A 25,216-nucleotide genomic window follows, 5' to 3' on the forward strand; every position below is an offset into this window, starting at 1 on the left:
TGCGTTTTTTTTTATTATTTTTAAAGTGAAAAACTTTTAAATTTTGGGAGATAGATAAATGGCAAAGTATCAGTTTCAGACAGAAGTTAATCAGCTTCTTAAATTGATAATTCATTCGATGTATTCAAACAAGGACATTTTCCTGCGCGAGATTGTTTCTAATGCTTCCGACGCTCTGGACAAATTGAATTACCTTATGGTTTCGGAAGACGCTTACAAAAATTTAAAGACTGAGCCGCGGATTGACATCAGTTTTAACGATGTTGCAAAAGTGCTCACTGTTCAGGATTCGGGAATCGGTATGAACGAGGACGATTTGAACAACAACCTCGGAACAATCGCCCGCTCAGGAACTAAGGCTTTTATCGAAAAAATTTCAAACGACAAAAATGCCGGCGAATCTAATTTAATCGGCCAGTTTGGTGTTGGTTTTTATTCGGCTTTTATGGCTGCAAAAGAAATCAATGTTTATACACGAAAGGCCGCGACAGACAAAATTTACAAATGGTCGAGCGACGGCACAAATTCTTACTCAATTGAAGAAATCAAGGCTGATTCTGACGAAGCAAAAAAATTCGGATTCGACAAGCCTGAGACTCACGGTTCTGCAATCGAGATGATTTTGAACGATGACAGCAAAGATTATGCTTCCCGCTGGAAGATTGAAGAACTTATCAAGCGCTATTCTGACCACATTGCTTTCCCGATTTATCTGCACTACACACAGAACAAATACGACGACAAAGGCAACGTTACTGGCAGCGAAAACAAAGTTGATCAGGTAAACACTGCATCTGCTCTTTGGAAACGACCAAAATCTGAGCTTAAACCAGAAGACTACAACGCTTTCTACAAGACAATCAGCCACGACAGCCAGGATCCGCTTTTTTATGTTCACACGCATGCGGAAGGAACCCAGGAATATACAACTTTGTTCTATGTTCCTCAGCAGGCTCCGTTCGATATGTATCAGGCAGACTACAAAAGCGGCGTAAAACTTTATGTTAAACGCGTATTTATTACAGACGATGACCGCGAGCTTTTGCCGTCTTATCTGCGTTTTGTAAGAGGAATTATTGATTCGGAAGACTTGCCTTTGAACGTAAGCCGCGAAATTTTGCAGCAGAATAGAATTTTGGACAATATTAAGTCGGCTTCCGTAAAAAAACTTTTGAGCGAATTTAAAAAACTCGGTGAAACAGCGGACAAAGCGCGCAAAGCAGAAAATCCTACTGACGACGATAAAAAAGCAATTGAAAAATGGAATAAATTTGTAGAAAACTTCAATCGCCCAATAAAAGAAGGTCTTTACTCTGACTACGCAAACCGCGAAGAAATTGCAGAAATCGTAAGATTCAAGTCTACGGACGAAAGCGGAAACGGCGACGGAAAATGGACAAGCTTTAAAGATTATGTTTCGAGAATGAAGCCGGAACAAAAAGCAATCTACTACATTACAGGCAACAACGAAAAGAACCTTCGTGCAAGTCCTCTCCTCGAAGCATACAAAAACAAGGGCTTTGAAGTATTGATTATGGCGGATGATATTGACGACATTGTAATTCCAAGCCTTATGAAATACAAAGACTTTGAGCTCAAGGGTGTAAACCGCGCAGGTTCAGACGACGAGCTCGGAATCGACAAAGACGAAGCAAAGAAAAAGGAAGAAGCTTTTAAACCTGTTCAGGAAAAAATTAAAAAAGCGCTTGGAGAGCGTGTAAAAGATGTAGTTCTTTCAAAAAGATTGAGCGACAGTCCGTCTTGTATTGTTGTTGACGAAAACGATCCTGGGATCCAGATGGAACGAATGATGCGCGCAATGGGCCAGACAGCTCCAGAAGTAAAACCAATTCTTGAAGTAAACGCTGACCACGCAATCGTAAAAACGCTCGAAAACGCAACCGACGAAGGTTATATTTCAGACGTTTCGGAAGTTCTTCTCGACCAGGCGCTTCTCGTAAGCGGAGCCGAACTTTCAAGTCCTACAGACTTTATAAAATCTATGAACAAGTTGATTGTAAAATAGAAAAACCGCTTTTAGCGTAATGTCCCCGCTGAACGGAAAATGTTCTGTTCAGCGGGGATTTTTTTACTTTAAAAAATATTTTTCAGTTTCTCAATTTCCAACAAAACCGCTTTTGTTCTATAATATTTTTATGATTATATTTGCTTCTGGACGGACGGATATTCCCGCTTTTTATTCTGAATGGCTTATAAATCGTATCCGCGCCGGGTTTGTCGATGTGCGTAATCCTTATGTTCCGCAAAAAGTTACACGTTACAAACTTGAGCCAAAAACCGTTGACTGCCTTGTTTTCTGCACAAAAAATCCTAAGCCTCTTATTCCTTATCTGGACGAACTCAAAAATTTTGGAACTTATTTTTTTGTCACAATCACTCCGTATGGAAAAGAAATCGAGCCTAATGTTCCCGAAAAACAAACCGTAATTGAAGCTTTTGCCGAGCTTTCTCAAAAACTTGGCAAGGAAAAAGTCTGCTGGCGATACGATCCGATTTTTGTTGATTCAACTTACACGGTGGCAACTCATATCCGCGAGTTCAAAAAAATGTGCGAAAAACTTTCTCCTTATACAGACCGTTGTGTAATCAGTTTTGTCGACTTGTATTCAAAAACAATTAAAAAATTTCCAGAGTTAAAAGAAGTAAGCGAAAGCGACCAAAAATTTTTAGCTGGAAGTTTTGCAAGAATTGCCGGAGAATACGAAATAAAAATTGAATCTTGCGCAGAAAAACTCGATTTATCTGACTATGGCATTCAAAAAGGCGAATGTATTTCAAAAGAACTTATCGAAATGATAATTAACGCCCGTTTGTCTAAAAACGTGCATCAAATACTAAGAAAAAATTGTTCCTGCCTTCCAACGCGCGATATTGGATATTACAATTCCTGTCCAAACCTTTGCAAATACTGTTACGCAAACTATGATGAAAAAACCGTTCAAAAAAATTTTTTACAGCACGACAAAAATTCGTCTTTTTTAATTGGAAATTCCCGTCCAAACGACATTATTCAACAAGCAAAACAGGAAACTTTTAAGGATTCGCAGCTTTTTATGTTTTAATTTTCGCTCGAACGCTAACATTTAGCCGAACGATTTTGTCAAATTTAACAGAAAATCAACATCTAACCTTTATTCGGCATACTCCGCTTGCCTTTTTCTTTTCTCTTGCTCGCCTGAGAAATTGCAAGGCCGGAAATCGTCAAAACCGCGCCAATGCTTCCCATCAAGGTAATTTTGTCGCCCAAAATTAGAAACGCAAAAACAATCGTTACAACTGGAGTCAAATAAAGAAAAACCGTCACCCTTACAGTTCCAAGATTTTTACAAACAAAATTCCAAACCGCAAAGGCAAAAGCGCTTGCCGCAATTCCTAAAAATCCAAAATTTAACCAGTTAAAAATATCCGACCAGCGTTCAGCATTTGCCGCGGCAGAAAGATTTATATAAGTCATTGGAGAATTTTTCCCATTCAAAATTCCAAAAACCGCAATAGGAATCATACAAACCAAGGCCCAAAAAAATTGCCGTCTAGTAGAGCTTATCGGATTCAAATTAAATGAAGCGATTTTCGTAACACTTAAAGAATAAAATGCCCAGCAAACCGCGGCCGCCAAAGCAAGAAAATCGCCTTTTGGGCTTAAATGAAATACGAGCGCACCGTTAAAAGTAACAAACACAATTCCAGAAATCGCAACCAAAAATCCGACAACAAAAAGAAGGTTAATATTTTTTTCTTTCAAAAAAATCTGAGCAATAATCGCAGTAAACATTGGACATATTGAAACAATAATGCAAACATTCGCCGGCAAAGTATAGTCTATCGCAATATTTTCCAAAAACTGATAAACAGATACTCCGCTCGCTCCAGCCGCAAAAAACCACAACTCATCTTTTTTGCAAGACAATTTCATTCGCTCTGGCTTCATAAGCCAAAGCACTGCGTAAGCAGTTATAAAGCGGGCTGTAAGAATTTCAAACGCGCTAAAACTTCGCAGCAAATATTTTGTGCTAACAAAAGTAATTCCCCAAATTAGAATTACAAGCAACGCAAAACAATAATTAAGACCTTTATTTTTTAAGAGAGATGAATTAAGCATTTTAATTTTTCCAAAAATCTTTTGTAAAAAGAATTATCAAATTGTAAATTTCGAGACGACCGGCAATCATCATAAAACTAAAAATCCATTTTAAGAACGAAGGAATCCAGCTATATTCCATAAACGGACCAAAAGCAGGTCCAATGTTTCCAAGCATCGAAAAACTTGCCGTAAACGACTCAAAAACAGAAAGTCCGCCAAGAGTTCCAGCAAAAGTAGAAATAAATGCAAGACAAAAATAAAGAAAGACAAAAGGCGCAATGTTTAAAACCAGATCTTCTCGTCCTGGCGAACCATTTACCCGAACAGAAAAAACTCCGTGAGGATGAATCATCTTGAGCATTTCAACGCGTGCTTTTTTTGCAAGAATTACCCATCGAATAACTTTAATACCGCCGGAAGTTGAACCAGAACATCCGCCTATAAAAAACAAAATGAATATAAAAAACTGGCTCGCCGCTGGCCATTTCATAAAATCGGCCGTAGCAAAACCAGTCGTACTCATAATCGTTGCAACCTGGAACGAAGCGTATCTTAAAGCTTTTCCAAAACCGCCATAAAACTTAACAAGCGAAAAAGCCAGGCACAAAACAACAGTTGCAAAAATACCAACATAAGCCTTGAGCTCGCTGTTGTTCTTTAATTCGGTGAATTTTCCGGTAATCACGTAAAAATAAAGGCTAAAATTTACACCTGCCAGAAACATAAAAACTGTGCAGACAATTTCTGTAGAAAGAGAATTGAATCCTGCGATGCTTGCATTTTTTGAACTAAAACCGCCTGTGCCTAAAGTCGAAAAAGCATGGCTTAGAGCGTCCACAAAATCCATTCCGCAAAACATTAAAATTACAGTCTGAATAACCGTCAAAGCAAAATAAATTCCCCACAAAGCCTTTGCAGTATTTGCCATTTTTGGAGTGATTTTTCCTTTTTCCGGACCAGTTGATTCAGCTTTTACAAGCGCAAAACCTCCGACGCCAAGCAAAGGCAAGACAGCAGTTGTAAGCGCAATTATTCCCATGCCGCCAAGCCAGTGCATTTCCATTCGCCACAAATTTACAGCGCGAGGCAAACTTTCGACATCTTTTAAAACCGTTGCTCCAGTCGTAGTAAAACCGCTTACAGATTCAAAAACCGCGCCCGAAAAATCACTAATCGNNCCGCCGGCAAAAAGCGGAATTGCGCCAAAAAAACTTATCGCAACCCAGGCAAAACTTACAAAAACAAAAACTGCTCTTGTTCCAAGTCTTACGGGAACTTTTTTTCCGCCAAAATAAAAAGCAGAGCCAAAAATCCACGCAACAACCATTGGAATTAAAAACGGAAAAATCGCTTCATATTCACCAAAAGCAAGCGCCGTCCCAATCGGCAGCAAAAACGAAGTTCCAATTATCGAAAGAATAATTGCAAAAATTCTTACAAAAACAAAAACCGTCTGCATTTAAAGTTCCGCTCCAAATTTTTCAAGCACATGCTGATTCTCTTCAAGAGTCGTAATCATTACAATTTCGTCGCCGGCTTCAATTTTTGTGCTTCCAATCGGAATAAAATATTCGTCCGATCCATTTTTTTGCATCATCAGAACCAAAAATTTACCATTTTCTGCAATATCGCGGAGAGTGCTGCCGACTGCCGGACTTTTTTCATCAACTTTTATTTCCATAATCTCAAGAGAACCGTCATTGACCGTATGAACACCAGTTACCGCCTTTCCTTTTAAGTGGCTCATAATTGAATCAACAACCGTATCCCGAATTGGAACAGCAACTTCAATTCCAATTTTTCTGGCAATTTCGCCAAAAGCATTATTTTGAACCAGCGCAATGCTGTTTTTTATGCCGAGAGATTCAAAATAAGCCGCCATTACAATATTCAATTCGTGGTTAGAAGTAGTACAGATTACAAGGTCGTATTTATCAAGTCCTTCTTCTTCAACAAAACCTTCTTCCGTCGCATCCGTACAAAAAACTTTTATCTTAGAGAATTTTTCAGCAGCAGCCTTAGCAAGACTCTCGTCGCTGTCAATAATGCAGAATTCTTGAGTCGGATTTCCTTCACGCTTAAAAAGCCGCGTAATAAAAGTAGACTTTCGTTCTATCAGCTTTTCGGCAACAATTGTTCCGACCCTTCCAGCGCCAATAATTGCAATTTTTTTAATTTCTTTAAGCTTTGAACCGCAAAGTTTTAAAAATTCCGGAATATCCTGCTTTAACATCAGCGCGCCCAGGCAATCTTCCGCCTTAATTACAGTTTCGCCGCTTGGCAAGCGAGTTTCGCCGTTGCTTTCAACATAGGCAACAAGAATCGGCCTGTCCGTAATTTTCCGAAGACTAATAATTTTCTGGTTTTCCAGGCGGCTTCCCTTTTCTACGGTAATTCTAATAAGTTCATACTGGTCGCCAAAAGGCATAACATCGGTAATAGCTCCGTGATTTGCCGCATTTGCAATCGCTTCCGCAGCTTCAACGTCGGGATGGACCATATAATCAACGCCATAAAGCGGCCGGCGTTTTTTTGCCTTTTCAACAGATGTCGTGTCCACATAATAAGCATAGTTCCGGACACGCGCAATTTTCGTAACATCCGGATAAACAGCGTCAACCAGCGAACACGTAATCATATTTACTTCGTCATTTGAGGTAACGCAAACAAGGGCATCGGCATTTTTAATTCCAGCTTCTTCCAGGACATCCAGATTATTGCCCTCCGCATGAATTACATTGCAATCCAGACTGTTAGAAGCATGCCTTACAACTTCATCATCGTTATCAATTAAAACAACATCATTTTTTCCGTTTACAAGTCTTTTTGCCAGTTGAATTCCAGTAAAACCGGCACCAACAATTACGATTTTCATAACCAAATTATACTCAATAATAAAAACTTTTTACATAATACTTTATTTTTTTTTTACAAAACTGTATGTTAAAAAAAGCATTGACTGCCGTTGGCAGCAGTGACTACAAATTTTTTTCACATCTTAAAAGGCATTTGCCTTAATAGACTTGATCTTAAGGACAGGTACTATGACACTTACTCTCGATGTTGGAAATTCAAACATCACAGGAGGAGTTTTTGACGGCGACCAGCTGATTTTACAGTTCCGCCAGACAACTCACAAAAATTCATCCTCCGATGAAATTGGAATTTTCCTTCGCTCTGTTCTTCGGGAAAACAACATTTCTCCCGAAAAAATCACTCAAATTGGAATTTGCTCAGTTGTTCCGCCAATCAACTATTCTCTTTCCAGTGGAATCCTCAAATATTTTGGAATCGAGCCTCTTTTTATTCAAGCCGGAATCAAAAACGGTCTAAAACTAAAAATGCAGAATCCAAAAGAAATCGGCGCAGATTTAATCGCCGACTCTATCGGCGCTGTTTCGCTTTGTCCAAACAAAAATTTAATCATTGTCGATTTGGGCACGGCAACAACAATCCATGCGCTTACAAAAAACAAGGAATATTTAGGCGGCTCAATTCTTCCTGGCTTAAAAATTTCAGTTCAGGCACTTGCTTCCGGCACTTCAAAACTGCCGCATGTCGATATAAAAAAAAGCGAAAAAGCCTGCGCAACTGCAACAATCGAAGCAATTCAGTCTGGAATTTATTTTGGAACAGCAGGCGCAATTAAAGAAATTTGCCGCACAATCAGTTCAGAAGTCTTTAAAAGCGAAAATCCCGAAGACAAGCCGTACATTGTCGGTACTGGCGGTTTTGCAAAAATTTTTGAAAACTGCAATATTTTTGACGAAATTTTCCCGGAACTTACGCTTATCGGCGTAAAAAAGGCGCTTGAACTTAATTCTTAAAAAGTTTGCGTTGCAAACTTTATTATCATCGGTTGTTTCTCTCTTCGTTGCGAAACAACTTAAAGGGGATGTCTAATAAGTTCTAAATGATTGCAATATATGGCATTTAGAATTTCGGGTCAGACCCGAAAATGACAGAAAAGATACTTTTGGGTCATTCCATTTATAGGAACATAAAAATGAAAAAATCAATAAAACTTTTGACGCTGGCATTGATTGCAACAGCTCTCGCATTTTCTTCATGCAGAACAAAAAAATCTCACGACACTTTGAGAATGACAATGTGCTCTGAACCGGACAGTTTTTTTCCATGGAAATCTGCCGCTGCCGAAACAGCCGCCGTTACAGACAATATTTTTGAAGGACTTTTAAAATATGATGAAACCGGCTCTCTTTATCCTGCCCTTGCAGAAAATTACTCAGTTTCTGACGATTTTTTAACTTATACTTTTAACCTTCGCAAAGGCGTAAAATTTCACAACGGAACAGAATTTACTTCTGCCGACTGTGTTTTCACTTACAAAAATTTGGCAGGCCTCGACGGTCTTGCAGCACGTTCCGACAATATGCAGATTGTAAAATCAGTTTCTGCCCCAGACGACTACACTTTTGTAATTGAACTGAAAAAAACTTCTGGAGCCTTTTTGCTTCTTGTAGCGACAAGTCCAATTCTTTTGCACGATTACAATGACAACGAAACAATGCCGGTTGGAACAGGCCCTTATAAATTCGTTTCATATTCTCTTCACGAAAAAATAGTTTTTGAACGCAACGATGATTACTACGATAAAGAACGTGCTGGAAAAATAAAAAACATCGAGATTCTCATTATGACCGACGAAAATTCAGCAATATCTGCGCTTCAGTCTGGCCAAATCGACGTTGCCCAGATGATTTCCGGAACAAACGCAAAAATGCTCGAAAAGAACTTTAAAATCATAAGTCATCCGCAAAATATGATTCAAATTCTTGGAATGAACAATTCTTATCCTCCGCTTGCAGACATCAACGTTCGAAAGGCAATTACCTGCGCAATTGACAAAACAGAAATCATAAACGGCGTTTTTGACGGTTTTGCAACTGAACTTTATTCAAATTTTAGCCCGATTTTAGGCGATTGCTACAACGACAAGCTTTCCGGAATTTTTTCTTACAATATTGAAAAAGCAAAAGAATATATGAATCAGTCGTCTTACAAAAACGGGTTCGATATGACGATTACAGTTCCTGCAAACTACCAGCCTCACGTTGATACTGCCCAGATTATCGTAAATATGCTCAAACCGCTTGGTATCAACTGCACAATTGTTCCTGTTGAATGGACAACCTGGCTAGACAAAGTTTATTCAAAAGCTGAATATCAGACAACTGTAATTGCATTTGCAGGAGAAATTGATCCGTCAGAAGTTCTTCGCCGTTACTGTTCAGATTACAAACGCAACTTTATAAAATATAGAAATCCTGAATATGACAAAAATTTTGCAGCAGCAGAATCAGAAATCGATCTAAAAAAACGCGCAGATTATTTTAAGAAATGTCAGGAAATTCTTACAATGGACTGCCCTGCTGTCTTTATCTGCGATCCAGGCCGCAATATCATCACTCAAAAAAATATAGCCGGCTACACTCCTTATCCAGTAAATTTTTACGATTTTTCAACACTTTACTTTATTGACTAGAATATTATTCGACAAAAAAAAGGAACAAAAAATGAGCTTTTATGTAAGAAAATTCATCGACTTTATGACGACTCTTCTTCTTGTAACCCTGGTGACTTTTCTTACATTCCAGCTTCTTCCTGGCAATCCGGCGCTTGCAATTCTCGGACCAGACGCAGACCAGACTCAAATTGAAGCTCTTGAACTTCAACTTGGGCTAAATCAAAGCCTTCCCTTGCGCTATGCAAACTGGCTAAAAGGAGCATTTTGCGGAAATCTTGGAATTTCCTACAAATATAACCAAAGCGTTTCTTCTTTAATTGCAGGTGCCCTCAAAACTACCGCGTCTCTATCGTTGCTTTCGCTTGTCTTTACCATTGCAATCGGCACTTTTCTGGGAATTACATTTGCACTCAACAGAAAAAAAAAGCTCTGGCGCTGTCTTTCTGTCTTAAATCAAATTTGGGTTTCAATGCCGTCATTTTGCACAGCCCTTATTTTGATTTTAATTTTTACTGTCGGATTAAAAATGTTGCCTTCGGTAGGTTTTGACGGTCCAAAAAGTCTTATTCTGCCTTCGCTGGCAATCTCGCTGGGCTCATCTTCAATTCTCGCAAGATACATAAAAACAAGCATGGAAAATGAGTTAAAGCAGGATTATGTAAGAACGGCAAAAAGCAAAGGTTTGAATGAAAAACAGGTTATCGTTCGCCACGTGCTCAGAAACGCGCTCATCCCATCCATTACAACTCTCGGTCTTATTACCGCAGATATTTTTGGAGGAAGCATAATAATTGAAAATGTTTTTTCTCTTCCAGGAATTGGAAAACTTATAATTCATTCAATTTCTTCAAGAGATTTTCCGCTGCTGCAAGGTCTGACAGTTTATCTTGCCGCAATGGCTTTGACCTGCAACTTTGCGGTCGATATTCTTTATTCAATTATTGACCCAAGGACAAGGAATTTTGAGAGGTAGCCAATAATGAATTCAAATATGAAAATTCTTCAAGAAAACCTGGCAAAATACTTAAAAAACAAAACATTTTTAACTGGTTTTTGCATGTTTTCTTTCATAATTCTATTCATGCTTGCAGGAACAATTTGGCTTCCGTACGATCCAAATTTGACAAACGCCGCCGCAAAACTTGAATCGCCGTCATTTCATCATCTTCTTGGAACAGACTCACTTGGCCGCGATGTTTTAAGCAGAATAATGGTCGGTCTGAGAATTTCTGTCATAATCGGCTTTATTGTAATGATTTTTGGACTTTTTACAGGACTGGTTCTAGGCTCAATCTGCGGCTGGTTTGGCGGAATTGCCGACACAATCATCATGAAGCTTGTCAGCACACAAATGGCTTTTCCTGGAATTCTTTTGGCTTTGATGCTCGCCGCGGTTTTTGAACCGGACATCAAAGTTACAATTCTGGTTCTCTGCATTATGAGCATTCCCCGCTTTACAAGAATCACCCGTTCCGGCTACATCAAATTTAAAAATTCACTTTTTGTGCAATCCGCAAAAGCCCGCGGCGCTGGAAATTTCAGAATCATGTACATTCATATTTTACCAAATATTTTAAGCGACCTTCTCATAACCGCAACCTTGAGTTTTTCAATGGCAATTTTGAATGAATCTGGTTTAAGCTACCTCGGACTTGGAGTCCGTCCGCCATACCCAAGTTTTGGAAGAATGTTGAACGACGCCCAGCATTACATTTTTACAAATCCAGCAGGAATTATTTTTCCGCTTATTTTTCTGATAATTCTTGTTTTTGGCGTAAATTTAATTGGCGATGGAATTTCGGAAGTAAATGGAAAATAAAATGAATTTACAAAAACCCTTGCTAAAAATAGAAAATTTGTCAGTTGAATTTTGCTCCAGGCAAAAAAACTTTACGGCAGTAAAAAACGTAAATTTGGAAATTTTTCCCGGAGAATTTGTCGCCCTCGTCGGAGAATCCGGTTCAGGAAAAACAATAACCTCTCTCAGCATAATGAACCTTTTGCCGGAAAATGCAAAAATCACTGAAGGAACAATCACTTTTACCGGAAAAAATAAATCAATTATTTTCCAGGAACCCATGACAAGTTTAAATCCGCTCTTAAAAATCGGCAAGCAAATAGAAGAATCAGCCCTTATAAAAGGAATTTCAAAGCAAGAGGCTCAAAAACAGGCAGAAAAACTTGCAAAAATGACCGGACTTGAAGACACAAAAAAAATTTTCAACTGCTATCCGCACGAGCTTTCAGGAGGAATGAGACAGCGCGTAATGATTGCAAGCGCGCTTATGACAAATCCTGAGCTTTTAATTGCGGACGAGCCGACAACCGCACTGGACGTTTCAACGCAAAATAAAATTCTTTCGATAATTCAGAACTTAAAAAGTGAATTTAACACGGCGCTTCTTTTAATAACACACGATTTTACAGTTGTAAAAAAACTCTGTTCAAGAATTTATATAATGTACAAAGGAAAAATCGTAGAAACAGGAAAAACAGAAGAAATATTAAAAAATCCTCAGCACCCATATACAAAGGCGCTCATAGATTCCATTCCAGATGCAAAAAAACGCCACGAAAAACTTCCTGTACATTTTGGAGAATGGCAAAATGAATAATCCGCAAAAAATAATCGAATGTAAAAATGTTTTTAAAGCTTTCTCAACAAAAAACGGAATTACAAATGCCGTAAATGGCGTAAATCTTTCAATAAACAAAGGCGAATGTTACGGGCTGGTCGGCGAATCCGGCTGCGGCAAATCAACCTTAAGCAGCTTAATTTGCGCCCTTAAAAAACCAGATTCCGGAGAAATTTTATTTGAAGGAACCCCTGTCAAAGATGAAAAAAATTTCCGGCGCCACTGCCAAATAATCTTTCAGGATCCATATTCTTCGCTAAATCCAAAAAAGAAAATCAAATCAATAATCGAAGAACCTCTAATAATTCACAAAATCGGCAAAACAAAACTTGAACGCAGCAAAATCATAAACGAAATGCGCACTTTAGTCGGGCTTCCGCCAGATTCTCTCGAAAAATTTCCACATCAGCTTTCTGGAGGACAAAGGCAGCGAGTTGCAATTGCCAGCGCAATGATTTTAAATCCGGAATTTGTAATTTGCGATGAATGTGTAAGCGCACTCGACGTTTTAATTCAAGCCCAAATCCTAAATCTTCTCAAGACAATGCAAAAATCAATGAATTTGACATATCTTTTTATAAGTCATAATTTAAACGTTGTCGCTTACATGGCAGACAGAATCGGCGTTATGTACAAAGGTCAAATTGTCGAAGAAAAGCCGACCGACGAGCTTCTGTCAAACCCGGAAAATCCGTACACAAAAACTCTTCTGCAGGCAGCAGGAATTGAATAAAAATGTTTATAAACGAAAAAATTAAAAATCTTCCCATAACTCCTTACCTTGAGCAAATTTGCCAAAATTTAAAAAATTCTCCGTCAAGATTTTTAGTTTTAACGGCACAAACCGCCGCAGGAAAATCAACCGCAGTTCCGCTCGCGCTTCTAGAAAAATTTAACGGAAAAATCCTCATGCTCGAACCAAGACGGCTTGCAACAGTTGCGCTTGCAGAAAGAATTTCTTCGCTTATCGAAGAAAAAACAGGCGAAACTGTCGGCTACACATTGAGCTTAGAAAGCAAAATATCTCAAAAAACCCGGTTTGAGGTTATAACCGAAGCAATTTTAACGCGCCGCCTTCAAAATGATCCTCTTTTAGAAGATACAAATGTTGTAGTTATAGACGAATTTCATGAACGTTCTGTACATGCGGACCTTGCGCTTGCGTTTTTAAAAGAAGCAATGTCTCTGCGCGACGACCTTTTTGTTATAATCATGTCGGCAACAATAAATTCAAAAAGAATTGCAGAATTTTTATCACAGCCAGCCGCTCCGGTTATGGAAATTCCTGGCAGACAGTTTCCGGTAGAAATCGTTTATAAAGACAAAATTTCGGTAAAAAATGCTGTTTTAGATGAAATTTCGCAGCCAATAAACAAATGTCCGTTGGTCAAAAATCAAAACAGAACCGACTCAATCCTCGTTTTCCTTCCAGGAATTGCAGAAATCAACAAGCTCCGTTCAGAATTAGAAAATTCGCTTTCTTCAGCGGAAGCGGAAATTTTGACCTTGCATTCTTCGGTTCCTTTGTCCGAACAAAAAAAAATTCTCTCAGAAGTTCCAATTTCTTCTCCAAGACGAATAATTTTATCATCATCAATTGCAGAAACCTCTTTGACAGTTCCAGGCGTTACAACAGTAATCGACAGCGGGCTTTCAAGAATCAGCAAAATGAATGTTTCTCTCGGAATGGAAAGACTTGTAACCGAAAAAGCAAGCCAGTTCAGCGCCGACCAGAGAGCAGGAAGAGCCGGAAGACTTATGAGCGGACGTTGCGTCAGACTTTGGAGCAAATTTGACATTCTCAATAGCGAAATTCAACCAGAAATTCTCCGGTGCAACCTTGCTTCTCTTGTTCTTGAATGTGCAAAATGGGGCTCAACAAAAATAGATTCATTTTTCTGGCTGGATTCTCCGTCAAAATCCGCCTGGAACGCCGCGGCAATGCTTTTAACAGAATTCGGCTTTTTAGAAAACGAAAAAATCACTCAAAATGGAAAATTTGCCCTCGAACTCGGAATTGAACCGCGGCTGGCCTGTGCAATCCTTTATGGAAAAAAAACAAACCACCTTGAGGAAGCCTTAAATTTCGTCCTAAAATTCAGCCAATACGGAACTGCAAACGAAGAACAAAAGAAAAAATTTCTTTCGCTATTAAAAAAACGCATCGAAAAGTGCGGTTTTTCTTCAAGCCCAAGCGGATATGAAGAATTTTCACAAACAGAACTTTTTCTCTCCGGATTTCCAGACAGGCTCGGAAAAAAACAGCCAATTGAAGAGCAATCTTTTTTAAAAAACACCGCGCAGACTTTATATCAATTTCCCTCTGCCCGCAAAGCAGTTCTTGCAAAAGCGTATCAGGAAAGCCCGGAATGGCTCATTGCTCCGGAAGTAAATGCAGGAAGCTCAACAGGAAAAATTTATTCGTTTGAAAAAATCGACTCAATTCAGCTCGAAAACTGGCTCAAAAATCATTCTGAAATAACAGAAGAACTGGAGTTTGACAAAAAAACTTTTTCCGCCAAAAAAACACAAAAAAGCTATTATGGCGCAATCCTTCTAAAAGAAAAAAAATTGCCTGTTTCTCCGCATGATTTTGGAAAGGCCCTTTGCTCAGAAGTTCAAAAAAACGGTCTTTCGGTTCTTCCATTTGATAAAAAAATTTTTGACTTTCTGCTTCGAGCACAATTTTATGCAAACCATATTGAAACGGAGCTTTTTACACAAATTGAATCTCTGCAAAAAAACGCAGAAACCTGGCTTTTGCCGTTTATAACTTCCAGCAAAATTGACGAAAACATAGTTTTTGACGCTCTTTTTTATTTTTTGAACGGAACAAAAATCGACAGTTCTGTTCCTTCATCAATTATTCTCGAAAATGGAAAAAAAGCGAAAATAAAATACGAAAGCCGGCTTATCAGTTCAGAAATGTTGAATATCGACGGTTATTTAGCTAACGTTCGTTTATTAAACGCTGTTCCAATTCTCGAAATTATAATTCAACAAATTTTCGGGTGTTTTTCAACTCCAAAAATTTCAGGAATTCCTGTAATTTTAAAGCTTCTTTCTCCAGCACGCAGACCTTTGCAAATCACCGACAATCTGGAAAACTTTTGGTCTGGCGCCTGGATAGAAATCTGCAAAGAAATGAAAGGCCGTTATCCAAAACACAATTGGAATTACAGACTAACGACCAATAGTTAATTATACATTTTTAATGTCTTACTTTTATCGACTTAAACAAAGCGCTGCCTTTTTCGTCAGCCTCTGCATTTCCTATCGCGTAAATTCCGAACCGGCCGCCAACCCAGTGCGCGCTTTCCGTTGTAAAAAAATCACTTTTCCATTTAAAAGAATTTTTAAAGCCTCTTCCAGTCTTCACGGTAAACTGAACCGCGCCAGAATATATACTGAACGAAATAAAATCCATTCGAATTTTTATCGGCTGATTTTCGTTTTTCAAGTTTAAGTGTTCACGATAAACTTCAAATTCACTTCTAGTTTCGTCCGTCAAATCCTCGTTTTTCGATTTTAAATAAACAAAATCAAAACCCAAAACAGTTTTTTCAATCGCAACAGAAGCGTATTCATCTGCAAGAAAAATCATTCCCGCACGAGAACCATTTGGCAAACTGCTTACGTCAAGAACAGCTTTTAAATAAAAATTTTCATACTGAATTTTTTGAGTTAAAATATTTGAAGAATTCCATAAAACTGGAAAACCGTTTTGATTTTTCGAACCACGATGCAAAACAGCCAGTCTAAAATTTTCCGCATCCGGATTAAAACTCTTTTCAGCCTTTGCAAATTTTTCAGAATGATTTCCGCTCCACTGCCATTCAAGACCGCAATTTTCAAAAGCGCAGACTGGTTTCTTAAAAGGATTTTTCAAATTTTTTAGAATATTAAATTTCGGCGACCTGAATTTTAAAACCGGCTCTCCAGGCATAAGACCTGTTTTTACAGAAGTTCCCATCAAAGGCCAGTCATTTTTCCACAAAACCGGTTCAAGATGGACAATTCTTCCAAAAATTCCACGGTCTTGAAAATGAATAAACCAGTTTTCTCCAAAAGGAGTTTCGACAAAAGCGCCTTGATGCGGTCCATTTACTCCAGACTCGCCTTCCTTCAAAACAATTTTTTCTTCCCACGGACCTTCAGGATTTTTAGAACGCAAAACAGTCTGCCATCCTTCCGCAACTCCTCCAGCCGGCGCAAAAATATAATAAAATCCGTTTCTCTTGTAAACTTTCGGCCCTTCCATCGTCGGCTGAGTTTTAGTTCCGTCAAAGATAATTTTATCCTCGCCTTCACAGACCTTAAGTTCTTTATTAAACCTTAAAAGCCCGATTCTGCTGTTAAAACCACACCGGCTTTTTGCATAGGCATGATAAACATAAGCATTTCCATCATCATCAAAAAAAAGCGCCGGATCAATAAAACCTTTCGCCTTATAAATCAATTTAAGCGGAGACCATTTTCCAAAAATATCATCAGTTTGAGTTAAAAAAATTCCTTCATCAGGCAAACCAACGATTATATAAAAAATTCCCTTGTAATACGAAAACGAAGGCGCCCAAATGCCTTTTGCATTTTGAGGAAAATTGTACTGTTCAAGCGGAATGTTTTTAGCAGCATAATTTATCAGCTTCCAGTCAACCAGGTTTTTAGAAAAAAGAATCGGCAGCCCCGGCGTAAAATTAAAGCTCGAAGCCACCATAAAATAATTTCCACCAGCCCGAATAACATCTGGGTCTGAATAATCACACAAAATAATCGGATTTTTATACATTTTTTAATTCTACGGTTTTTGGGGCGTTCCGGCAACTTGTTGCCGTCGGGAGTTCCAGGGTTCCGGCTTTCGCCTGCATTGCTCCACTACGTTCCGCAACGGCTTTGCCGCCCTTCCATTCCCTTACGCTTTTTTCCGCTAACGAATAAAATTTGTCATAACTTTTTCAACCCATTCCGGCTGTTTTACAGTCTTTTTGCCAGCTTCAATGGATTTTAAAATCCATGCCATATTTTTTCCAAGCATTGTCATTGTCTGAACGCCTTCCTCGTCTTTAAGAACATCTTCCGGCGTTTTTCCATGAACTTCGTTCCAATAGCAGCTAGTAACAATTGGCATTGCGCTATAAGCAAAATATTTATTTATAACATCAAGAGTAGCAGTATTTCCTGCACGGCGGCAGGTCGAAACACTAGCCGCAGGCTTAAATCTAAAATCCGCACCGGCAGCAGCCCAGAGTCTGTCCATAAACATAACAAGTTCGCCGCTAGGACTAGCCCAATAAACCGGAGAGCCAAAAACAAAACCGTCAGCATTTTTAACCTTTTCAGAAGCAGTTTTTACAACAGCTTCAATTTCGCCATTAAAAACTCTTCGTCCGATATTCAAAATTTCTGTTTCAATACCTTCAAATTCAAGACTCTTAGCTACCAAATCCAACGCTGTAAAAGTACAGCCATTGTCTTTCCGGCTGCCGTTAAACAAAACAACTTTCATAAAATACTCCTATTATAAGAAAGTTTGCAACGCAAACTTGTAAAGATAAATTTAATATACTTTAAAAGAAAAGCAGTTTCCAATCCTAACAACTACCGGTCGGTGTACATGCATCTTACACCTATAGCATTGTCAGCAGCTGTCGCGTAAGCTGTATTGCGACACCTGCTAGCATTGTCAGCAGCCGTCGCGTAGGTTGTATCGCAGCACTTGCTAGCATTAGCAGCAGCCGTCGTATAGGCTTGCGTTTGTCAGCGCAAATCCTCTTTTAATCTGCGTTCAATGTGCTGCATTTCAAAACAGTCGGTCTGCGGCGAGCGCCTTTACATCAAAACCTGCGTCTATTCATATATTTTTTGCGTCCACTTCGCGAATTCCGCATCTGTGGCAAGAATCTTGTGCGTACCTTCCACAACGTGAACCGTTCCTTTCGAGTAGTCGATTCCGCTTGTGCGGTAGTTGTAGCTTTTTATCTCGCGGTTTTTCTCGACGGCCGGATTTGGGCGCGGAATTGCGGAAAGCAGGCTTCTTGTGTACGGATGGACCGGATTAGAGAAAATCTCGTCTGTCGTGCCGGTCTCAAGAAGATGTCCTAAGTGCAGAATTCCGATTCTGTCTGAGATGTACTTTACCATGCTCAGGTCGTGCGCAATAAAAAGGTATGCGCAGCCGGTCTCTTCCTGAATGTCCTTCATCATGTTCACAACCTGCGCCTGAATTGAAACGTCAAGCGCGGAAATGCACTCGTCGGCAATCACGAGCTTCGGGTTCATAATCAGCGCGCGCGCGATTCCGACTCTCTGCCGCTGGCCGCCTGAGAACTGGTGCGGATAGCGTTCGATATGCTCAGGGGCAAGCCCGACTTTCTTCAAGATACGCTGGATTTTCGCCTCGCGCTCCTGCCTTGTCGCGTAAAGGTGGTGAATGTCCAAGCCCTCGCCGATAATCTCGCCAACTTTTTTCCTTGGATTAAGGCACGCCATAGGGTCCTGAAAAATCATCTGCATATTTGTTCGCAGGTATTCCTCAGCCTCGCCATTCATTTTTGACGAGATGTCGCGTCCGTCAAACGTTATTTTGCCTGCGGTCGGCTTGTAAAGGCGGATTACGCTGCGTCCGATTGTGGATTTTCCGCTTCCGCTTTCGCCTACAAGCCCGTATGTCTCGCCAGGGAAAATCTCGAACGACACATTGTCAACGGCTTTTACAGTGTATTTTGAGGAGACTCTAAAATACTGCTTAAGATTCTCTACTTTTAAAAGCGGTGTTTTCTCACTCATATTTTTTCGCCTCCTCTTTCATTCTGCTGATTCTTTCTTTAAGCTCCGCCGGCATTTCAACTTTCGGCGCGTCAGGATGCAGAAGCCACGTTGCCGCGCTGTGCGTCTCTGAAATCTTGAACATCGGAGGCTCAAGCCTGTCGTCAATGTTGAGCGCGTATGCGTTTCTTGGCGCGAAAGGGTCGCCTTGAACTTTGTGGAGAAGGTTCGGCGGAGACCCCGGAATTGTGTAGAGGCGGTCGCCTGTCGTCTCAAGGTCGGGCATTGCGGAAAGCAAGCCCCAAGTGTAAGGGTGCCGCGGGTCGTAGAAAATCTCGTCCGCTGTTCCGCTCTCCACGATTTTTCCGGCGTACATCACGTTTATCCTGTCTGCCACTCTTGCCACAACGCCCATGTTGTGCGTGATGAAGATTACAGACAGGCTGCGCTTTTTCTGGATTTCCTTGATAAGGTCGAGAATTTTCGCCTGAATTGTAACGTCAAGCGCGGTTGTCGGCTCGTCGCAGATTAGAAGCTCCGGGCTGCACGCGAGCGCGATTGCAATAACGATTCTCTGCCTCATTCCGCCTGAAAGCTGATGGGGATAGTTCTTCATTCTTGCCTTCGCGTCCGTGATTCCGACCTCGTGCAGAAGCTTCAGGACTTTCTGGTAGGCCTCGCGCTTTGGCGTGTGGTAATGGTAAATCATTCCCTCGGCAATCTGCTTTCCGATGCTCATCGTAGGGTCAAGCGAGGTCATCGGGTCCTGGAACACCATTGCGATGTTTTTTCCGTTGATGTTCCGCCTGATGTCGCGTGTCTTCATATTCAGGATGTCGTATTTTGTGTAAGTCTTGTTGTCAGGCTCCAGGCAGTTGTAGACGATTTCGCCTGAGTTCACAACCGCGTTCTTCGCTAGAATTCCCATCACGGTTTTTGTCGTGACGGATTTTCCAGAGCCTGACTCGCCCACAATCGCAAGAGTCTCGCCGCGCTTCAAGTCAAAGTCAACTCCGCGGATTGCGTTCACCATTCCTGCGGTTGTCTTGAACGAGATGTTCAGGTCTTTTACAGAAAGAATTGTGTCGTTTGTCATTTCGCCCATCTCACTGCTCCTTGAATTTCGGGTCAATCGCCTCGCGCAGTCCGTCTGCCAAGATGTTGAAGCTGAGCATAAGAACCGCAAGAACCACAATCGGCGGAATAATCTGGTAGGGATGCGTTGTAAAGCTGTTGAAAGCGTCGCTTATGAGAGAGCCGAGCGAGCACTGCGGAACCGGAATTCCAAGGCCCACAAAGCTCAGGAAAGCCTCTGTGAAAATCGCCGTCGGAATAGAGAACATTGTCTGCGTGATTACCTGGCCGTTTATGTTCGGAAGAATCTCGTGCAGAATTATAGAGAAATTTCCAGCTCCCAAAGTCCGTGAGGCAAGAACAAATTCCCGCTCCTTTAGGTTAAGCATTTCAGCGCGCGCGATTCTCGACATTCCAATCCATTCAGTGATCATCAGCGCGAAGATGATTGTCGCAATTCCAGGCTTTAGAATCAGCATTAAAAGCGTGACGATTACAAGGCGCGGAATTCCGTTCACAATCTCCGCGAAACGCTGCATTGCAGAATCGGTCATTCCTCCGAAATATCCCGAGACAAGGCCGAACGAAAGCCCGATAATCATGTCGATTAGAACCGCCACGATTGAAATGTAGAGAGAGACTCTCGTTCCCATCCAAGTGCGCGTCCAGATGTCGCGTCCGAGAGTGTCCGAGCCGAACCAGTAATAGACGTTAGTGTCGCCGTTTTTCTCGTAGAGATTCGTCTTTCTGCTGCCTGACGTTGTTCTCATATTCTCGTCGCCGTTGAAAATCCCTAGCTTTTCAAGCCCCTGAATTCGAGGCGCGTAGTTTTTCTGTTCAAGATTCTGCTCTGAGTAAGTGTATTTTGTGAAATGCGGGCCTGCAAAGGCGAAGAACATTATCACGATGATTGCCACCGCTGAAAGAACCGCGCTCTTGTTCGAGAAAAAGCGGATTCTCACTTCCTTCCAGTAGCTCACGCTTGCGAAGTTCGAGTCAACCTGCGTTCTCGCGCTGTCAGATTTCAGCTTGAAGTCATCCGGAAGAAAATCCGGCATTATAGTGTTGTTCTTACTCATTTACTGCTCCTGAAAGGCGGATTCTAGGGTCGATTACGCCGTAAAGAATATCGACCGCAAGCATAATTCCGATGTAAAGCGCGCTGTAGATAAAGCTCAAGGCGATTACAACGTTGTAGTCGTTCGACTGGATTGCCGTGACCAGAAGCGAGCCGACGCCCGGAATCGCGAAGATTTTCTCGACTACAAGCGAGCCTGTCATCAGGTCAACGATGAGCGGAGCTAAGACCGTGATAATCGGAATCAGAGTGTTTCTAAGGGCGTGCCGCGCGATAAGCCTCCAGCCGTAAAGTCCCTTGCTTTCCGCAAGCTGTATATAGTCAGAGCCTAAAGCCTCGAGCATTTCAGTGCGTGTAAAGCGCGCAATAGACGCCATTGTGAACATGCAAAGCGAGATGCTCGGAAGAACGCTTGAAAAATATGGCGACTGCGCTGTGAAAAGCATAGGGAAGATTTTCCATTTAAAGCCGAACTGGTAGCTCAGCGCGAGCGCGAAAACATAGCTTGGAACGCTCACCCCGATTACAGAAATCACCGTGGCGATTGTGTCCCAGACTGTGCGGTGCTTGATTGCCGCCACAATTCCAAGCACAAGGCCGATTAAAGCCCCGATAAAGACCGCCTGAAATCCGATTCTGCACGAGACCGGCAGGCGGGAGGCGATTAAGGTTGAAATCGGCGTGTTTTTCGAGATATTGTAGCTCACGCCGAAGTCTCCGCGGAACATATTTCCGACATATTTGAAGAACTGGACAAAAACCGGTTTGTCCAGCCCGTATTTTGCATATAAAGCGGCACGCTGGTCTGCCGAAAGCTTCTCGTCGTTGAAAGGCGAGCCTGGCATAAGCTGGAGAAGGATAAAAAGGATTAGTGTTATTGCCAGAAGTGTGAAAAGAGAAATTAGAATTCGTTTTAGAATGTATTTTTTCAAAATTGTAATTCCTGAAATTCAATGCGCAATTAAGAATGTGCAATGCTCAAGTTTTGCAAGCGGAATAGCTTAGGGATAGTAGCACCGCCGCAGGCGTTCCGGCATTTTTGCTGGCGCGTTTTGCTTAGCGTTTTTGCAAAAAATGCCGGAATGAGCCGCGCAAGACGGCGAAGTGCGGATAGCCCGACCCGCCGAATGGCGGGTAAGCCCCAAAATTAGTTCTTTGTTGTGTTCTTGTAGACTCTGTTGAGCGCGACCGGGTGGAATTCGATTCCGTTCACGTTTGCCTTGACCATGCAAGCGTCCGCCTGCTGGTACAACGGGAAGATAACAGTGTCTTCAAGGACGATTTTCTCTGCGGCCTTCAAAGTCTCCCATCTTTCCTTTGGCATCTGCGCGTATTTTCCTGTAACGCAAGATTCAATAAGGGCATCGTAAGCTGAGTTTGACCAAAGTCCGTAGTTGTTCGAGTTGTTTGTAATCCACATTCCAAGATAAGTCATCGGGTCTGCATAGTCCGGACCCCATCTTGTAAATGCAAGCTCAAAGTTTCCGTCCTGCATATCCTGAACGCGCTGCTTTTTCGGCTCGACACGAAGATTGATTGTAACGCCCGGGAGAGTCTTCTCAATCTGCTCCTTGATTACTGCCGCAACGTTCTGCTGGACTGTTGTGTCGTCAACAATCATCTCGAAAGCGAACTTGTCTTTTCCAAGCTCTGCCTTTGCCTTGCTGTAGTATTCAAGAGCTTTTGCAGCGTCAAAGTCGCAAAGCTCAGGATATTCCTTCTGCGCTGTGATGAAGTCCTCGCCGTTCTCGTTGTATGCGAATTCCGCCGGAACTGGAGTGTAGGCAGCCATTGAGCCGTCCTTTACAACGTTCTTCACGATAGACTCGCGGTCAAGAGCGAAAGTGAAAGCCTTTCTCATGTTGAGATTCTGAAGAGCCGGAACTTTATCAATCATAGGCGAGATGTACCAGAGATAGCCGGCTCCGATTGTCTTGAATTCAGGGTCGTCCTTAACCTGGTCAACCTGGTCGCCCGAAAGCTTAACAATGTCGAGAGTGCCGTTCTGGTAAGCCATCAAAGCCTGCTGGCTGTCTTTAAGAACCTGATAGTTAAGGCCGTCGAGCTTGATTTTCGCCGCGTCATAATACTTGTCGTTCTTCTTCAAAGAGAAAGCGAGAGCCGCCGGCTGGTAGTCAGTCAGGACAAATGCTCCGTTTGAAAGAACTGTGTCCGCGCTTGTTCCAAACTTGTCTCCCACAGACTCGTAGAATTTGCGGTTTACAGGATAGAAAGTCGGGAAGTAGAGGATTGAGTCAAAGTAAGAGACTGGAACTTCAAGCTGAACCTGCAAAGTTTTTGCGTCCAAAGCCTTTGCTCCAAGCTCCTCGACAGGAAGCTCGCCCGCGATGATTTTAGCCGCGTTCTTCACCTGTCCGATGTCTGAAAGCATGTAAGCGTACTCAGAAGCGATTTTCGGGTCAACCGCGCGCTGCCAGCCGAAAACAAAGTCGTCAGCTGTAACAGGCTCGCCGTTTGCCCAGTTCGCATCCTCGCGGATCTTGAAAGTGTAAGTCAGACCGTCCTGAGAGACTGCTTCCTCGGCGCACAATGCGTTGATTGTAGAGCCGTCTCCTGCCATCTGCTTGAGACCGTCTGTGAAGTTCGCGATAACCTCGAAGGAAGTTCCGTCTGTTGCCTGCTGCGGGTCGAGAGACGCAACTTCAACTTCAACCATAACATTAAGGACATTGCTTTTTGCCTTTTTCTCGCCGCAAGAAGCAAGCCCGAATACGGAAAGCGCAGAAAGAACTAAAGCCGCGCACTTGAACAAAGATTTCATTTTTGACCTCCAAAAAAAATGGCTGGCTCACCGTATAAGTAGCCAGCCGTCTTTGTCTAAACGTAAGGTTATTATAAGTAAATTGGTAGGTTTGTTCAATAAGGCTGAGGAATTTGGAAGAAATTTGTGGAACTGGTAAGAGAATGCAAAAATGCGGATATGGTTTTGAGCGGCTTTAATTGTGCGGCACTAGAGAAATGCGTCTTCGTTGCAAGCCCGGCAGTTTTTTTTCAGAACAAGTCAAGCATGCTGTCAAGGTAAACCGCTTCCCTTACATTCAGCTGGTATTCAGGCTTTGTCATATAATATAGAAGAAACTCCAGTATCATCGCGCTTCCAAGCCCTCGCCCCTCGATTTTAAAGTTTGAAAATCCAATAGGAAGGTAAATATTTTTTATCTCGCTAATTCCGATGAAAGAGGGATTTTTCATCGCATTTGAGAACACGTAGCCGTCCTTGCCTCCCGGCGACCTGCAGATGTGGTCAGGGCAGTTGTTATCCTCGCCGAGATTTTTCCGGCTCACGTTCTCGTAGCAGATTTTCCGCTCCCTGCATCCGGTCCAGCAGCACTCATTGCACAGAAATTCGACCTTGCTTTTTTGCTCCTGTGTCAATGTTTTTAGTTTTTCTAGCGACTTGTTCAGCCTGAAGTCAGGCACAACAAAGCTGAAGTCTTTTCTGTCCAGCTCATCCTTAAATCTTTGAAAATCCGTTATGACTTTTGTTGTGGAGGAGACAAAATAGAAATCCGGATAGCGTCCTTTCAGATAATCGAGCAGAATCTCCGAATGGACGATTATTCCGTTTTTAGCTTTGCCGCTCTTGCTCTCAAAAAGACAGCAAATTCCGTTGCATTTTCTGTCTGAAAGATGCTCTTCCCTTAAAAGCGAGTTGCTGAACGTGAGCCTGGCGGAAATTCCGTATTTTTCCACTAGCCCAAGGACTTTCTTTGCGCTGTTTTCTTCTGAGTCTGAAAAGCCTGTTCTTCCGCCGTTCCAGATGCAGCCTGACGGCGCGCCGTAAATCGAGGCGATTTCGCACCAGTCATAAAAATATTCTCTGTGGCTATAGAAAAGCGGCAGAAACACGCTGTAGAAATCAAAAAACTCAAAAAGCCCCGGCAAATGGTAGCGGGTGGTAAAATTTTCCATAGGCTTGGTATTGATTAGTCTGTCAGAAAAAACGTTTTTGCTCTGGACAGCGGCCAGACGATTTTTCATCAAGAAATCTTCCAAAGAGATAATACCACAAACCGGCTTTTTGGTTTATGAAAAAAAGCGAAGCATTGATT

The 25,216-nt window shown here is 41.6% G+C and carries 20 protein-coding genes; 9 read left to right on the forward strand and 11 right to left on the reverse strand.

The genetic code is table 11. From position 1 onward, the window contains the following. Positions 1–58 precede the first annotated feature (58 nt). Both htpG and B3Y13_RS04335 read left to right on the forward strand, forming a co-directional pair. Positions 59–2,026: a molecular chaperone HtpG gene (htpG, locus tag B3Y13_RS04330; RefSeq protein WP_296668105.1), complete on the forward strand. Its 1,968-nt coding sequence runs from the start codon at positions 59–61 to the stop codon at positions 2,024–2,026. Positions 2,027–2,156: 130 nt separating this feature from the next. Next, positions 2,157–3,083 (forward strand): DUF1848 domain-containing protein, encoded by a 927-nt coding sequence (locus B3Y13_RS04335; RefSeq protein ID WP_296692890.1) that lies wholly within the window; start codon positions 2,157–2,159, stop codon positions 3,081–3,083. 62 nt (positions 3,084–3,145) lie between these two features. On the opposite strand, the gene B3Y13_RS04340 is transcribed toward B3Y13_RS04335, so the two are convergent. The 3 genes from B3Y13_RS04340 to trkA all read right to left on the reverse strand — a co-directional run bounded on the left by B3Y13_RS04340 (position 3,146) and on the right by trkA (position 6,977). Further along, positions 3,146–4,120 carry a DMT family transporter gene (locus B3Y13_RS04340; protein ID WP_296019585.1) on the reverse strand — a complete coding sequence of 325 codons (975 nt, stop codon included), beginning with the start codon at positions 4,118–4,120 and terminating at the stop codon, positions 3,146–3,148. A 1-nt stretch (position 4,121) separates the two neighbouring features. Further along, a complete protein-coding gene (locus tag B3Y13_RS04345) occupies positions 4,122–5,561 on the reverse strand; it encodes a TrkH family potassium uptake protein (RefSeq protein WP_296692893.1) in 1,440 nt (479 codons plus the stop codon). Then, on the reverse strand, positions 5,562–6,977 hold the full coding sequence (trkA, locus tag B3Y13_RS04350; RefSeq protein ID WP_296019589.1) for a Trk system potassium transporter TrkA: 1,416 nt from the start codon (positions 6,975–6,977) through the stop codon (positions 5,562–5,564). Between the two features lie 169 nt (positions 6,978–7,146). Here trkA and B3Y13_RS04355 point away from each other — a divergent pair, with 169 nt between their 5' ends. The 7 genes from B3Y13_RS04355 to hrpB all read left to right on the forward strand — a co-directional run bounded on the left by B3Y13_RS04355 (position 7,147) and on the right by hrpB (position 15,427). Further along, positions 7,147–7,929 carry a type III pantothenate kinase gene (locus tag B3Y13_RS04355; protein ID WP_296668102.1) on the forward strand — a complete coding sequence of 261 codons (783 nt, stop codon included), beginning with the start codon at positions 7,147–7,149 and terminating at the stop codon, positions 7,927–7,929. A 179-nt stretch (positions 7,930–8,108) separates the two neighbouring features. Then, on the forward strand, positions 8,109–9,608 hold the full coding sequence (locus B3Y13_RS04360; protein WP_296692896.1) for an ABC transporter substrate-binding protein: 1,500 nt from the start codon (positions 8,109–8,111) through the stop codon (positions 9,606–9,608). A gap of 31 nt (positions 9,609–9,639) precedes the next feature. Then, positions 9,640–10,563 carry an ABC transporter permease gene (locus tag B3Y13_RS04365; protein ID WP_296668099.1) on the forward strand — a complete coding sequence of 308 codons (924 nt, stop codon included), beginning with the start codon at positions 9,640–9,642 and terminating at the stop codon, positions 10,561–10,563. Positions 10,564–10,569: 6 nt separating this feature from the next. Then, complete coding sequence (locus B3Y13_RS04370) at positions 10,570–11,409, forward strand: ABC transporter permease (RefSeq protein ID WP_296692899.1); 840 nt, start codon at positions 10,570–10,572, stop codon at positions 11,407–11,409. Position 11,410: 1 nt separating this feature from the next. Next, positions 11,411–12,205, forward strand: coding sequence for an ABC transporter ATP-binding protein (locus B3Y13_RS04375; RefSeq protein ID WP_296692902.1), 795 nt, complete (start codon positions 11,411–11,413; stop codon positions 12,203–12,205). Further along, entirely contained in the window at positions 12,198–12,959 is a 762-nt protein-coding gene (locus B3Y13_RS04380) for an ATP-binding cassette domain-containing protein (protein ID WP_296019603.1), read from the forward strand. The genes B3Y13_RS04375 and B3Y13_RS04380 overlap by 8 nt, the downstream gene beginning before the upstream one ends. Before the next feature lie 2 nt (positions 12,960–12,961). After that, complete coding sequence (gene hrpB, locus B3Y13_RS04385) at positions 12,962–15,427, forward strand: ATP-dependent helicase HrpB (protein WP_296692906.1); 2,466 nt, start codon at positions 12,962–12,964, stop codon at positions 15,425–15,427. Between the two features lie 10 nt (positions 15,428–15,437). Here hrpB and B3Y13_RS04390 read toward each other — a convergent pair whose 3' ends face one another. The 8 genes from B3Y13_RS04390 to B3Y13_RS04425 all read right to left on the reverse strand — a co-directional run bounded on the left by B3Y13_RS04390 (position 15,438) and on the right by B3Y13_RS04425 (position 25,145). Further along, positions 15,438–17,015, reverse strand: coding sequence for a glycoside hydrolase 43 family protein (locus B3Y13_RS04390; protein WP_296668091.1), 1,578 nt, complete (start codon positions 17,013–17,015; stop codon positions 15,438–15,440). A gap of 138 nt (positions 17,016–17,153) precedes the next feature. Continuing rightward, entirely contained in the window at positions 17,154–17,732 is a 579-nt protein-coding gene (locus B3Y13_RS04395) for a flavodoxin family protein (protein ID WP_296019609.1), read from the reverse strand. A gap of 341 nt (positions 17,733–18,073) precedes the next feature. Then, positions 18,074–19,012, reverse strand: coding sequence for an ABC transporter ATP-binding protein (locus B3Y13_RS04400; RefSeq protein ID WP_296692909.1), 939 nt, complete (start codon positions 19,010–19,012; stop codon positions 18,074–18,076). After that, entirely contained in the window at positions 19,005–20,096 is a 1,092-nt protein-coding gene (locus tag B3Y13_RS04405; RefSeq protein ID WP_296668087.1) for an ABC transporter ATP-binding protein, read from the reverse strand. The genes B3Y13_RS04400 and B3Y13_RS04405 overlap by 8 nt, the downstream gene beginning before the upstream one ends. 1 nt (position 20,097) lies before the next feature. Then, a complete protein-coding gene (locus tag B3Y13_RS04410; RefSeq protein WP_296668085.1) occupies positions 20,098–21,144 on the reverse strand; it encodes an ABC transporter permease in 1,047 nt (348 codons plus the stop codon). Further along, positions 21,137–22,075 (reverse strand): ABC transporter permease, encoded by a 939-nt coding sequence (locus tag B3Y13_RS04415; RefSeq protein ID WP_296668082.1) that lies wholly within the window; start codon positions 22,073–22,075, stop codon positions 21,137–21,139. Before B3Y13_RS04415 ends, B3Y13_RS04410 begins: the two co-directional genes overlap by 8 nt. Positions 22,076–22,290: 215 nt before the next feature. Continuing rightward, positions 22,291–23,925: a peptide ABC transporter substrate-binding protein gene (locus B3Y13_RS04420; protein WP_296668078.1), complete on the reverse strand. Its 1,635-nt coding sequence runs from the start codon at positions 23,923–23,925 to the stop codon at positions 22,291–22,293. Between the two features lie 230 nt (positions 23,926–24,155). Then, positions 24,156–25,145 (reverse strand): hypothetical protein, encoded by a 990-nt coding sequence (locus B3Y13_RS04425; RefSeq protein WP_296692911.1) that lies wholly within the window; start codon positions 25,143–25,145, stop codon positions 24,156–24,158. Positions 25,146–25,216: the final 71 nt, after the last annotated feature.

Origin of the sequence: Treponema sp. UBA7567 (assembly GCF_002476655.1) — a bacterium.
Lineage (GTDB): Bacteria > Spirochaetota > Spirochaetia > Treponematales > Treponemataceae > Treponema_D.

What these genes read in the sequence shown, in the direction of transcription:
- htpG (WP_296668105.1), top strand. Translation starts at nt 59, where the DNA reads ATGGCAAAGTATCAGTTTCAGACAGAAGTTAATCAGCTTCTTAAATTG.
- B3Y13_RS04335 (WP_296692890.1), top strand. Translation starts at nt 2,157, where the DNA reads ATGATTATATTTGCTTCTGGACGGACGGATATTCCCGCTTTTTATTCT.
- B3Y13_RS04340 (WP_296019585.1), bottom strand. Translation starts at nt 4,120, where the DNA reads ATGCTTAATTCATCTCTCTTAAAAAATAAAGGTCTTAATTATTGTTTT.
- trkA (WP_296019589.1), bottom strand. Translation starts at nt 6,977, where the DNA reads ATGAAAATCGTAATTGTTGGTGCCGGTTTTACTGGAATTCAACTGGCA.
- B3Y13_RS04355 (WP_296668102.1), top strand. Translation starts at nt 7,147, where the DNA reads ATGACACTTACTCTCGATGTTGGAAATTCAAACATCACAGGAGGAGTT.
- B3Y13_RS04360 (WP_296692896.1), top strand. Translation starts at nt 8,109, where the DNA reads ATGAAAAAATCAATAAAACTTTTGACGCTGGCATTGATTGCAACAGCT.
- B3Y13_RS04365 (WP_296668099.1), top strand. Translation starts at nt 9,640, where the DNA reads ATGAGCTTTTATGTAAGAAAATTCATCGACTTTATGACGACTCTTCTT.
- B3Y13_RS04370 (WP_296692899.1), top strand. Translation starts at nt 10,570, where the DNA reads ATGAATTCAAATATGAAAATTCTTCAAGAAAACCTGGCAAAATACTTA.
- B3Y13_RS04375 (WP_296692902.1), top strand. Translation starts at nt 11,411, where the DNA reads ATGAATTTACAAAAACCCTTGCTAAAAATAGAAAATTTGTCAGTTGAA.
- B3Y13_RS04380 (WP_296019603.1), top strand. Translation starts at nt 12,198, where the DNA reads ATGAATAATCCGCAAAAAATAATCGAATGTAAAAATGTTTTTAAAGCT.
- hrpB (WP_296692906.1), top strand. Translation starts at nt 12,962, where the DNA reads ATGTTTATAAACGAAAAAATTAAAAATCTTCCCATAACTCCTTACCTT.
- B3Y13_RS04390 (WP_296668091.1), bottom strand. Translation starts at nt 17,015, where the DNA reads ATGTATAAAAATCCGATTATTTTGTGTGATTATTCAGACCCAGATGTT.
- B3Y13_RS04395 (WP_296019609.1), bottom strand. Translation starts at nt 17,732, where the DNA reads ATGAAAGTTGTTTTGTTTAACGGCAGCCGGAAAGACAATGGCTGTACT.
- B3Y13_RS04400 (WP_296692909.1), bottom strand. Translation starts at nt 19,012, where the DNA reads ATGAGTGAGAAAACACCGCTTTTAAAAGTAGAGAATCTTAAGCAGTAT.
- B3Y13_RS04405 (WP_296668087.1), bottom strand. Translation starts at nt 20,096, where the DNA reads ATGGGCGAAATGACAAACGACACAATTCTTTCTGTAAAAGACCTGAAC.
- B3Y13_RS04410 (WP_296668085.1), bottom strand. Translation starts at nt 21,144, where the DNA reads ATGAGTAAGAACAACACTATAATGCCGGATTTTCTTCCGGATGACTTC.
- B3Y13_RS04420 (WP_296668078.1), bottom strand. Translation starts at nt 23,925, where the DNA reads ATGAAATCTTTGTTCAAGTGCGCGGCTTTAGTTCTTTCTGCGCTTTCC.
- B3Y13_RS04425 (WP_296692911.1), bottom strand. Translation starts at nt 25,145, where the DNA reads ATGAAAAATCGTCTGGCCGCTGTCCAGAGCAAAAACGTTTTTTCTGAC.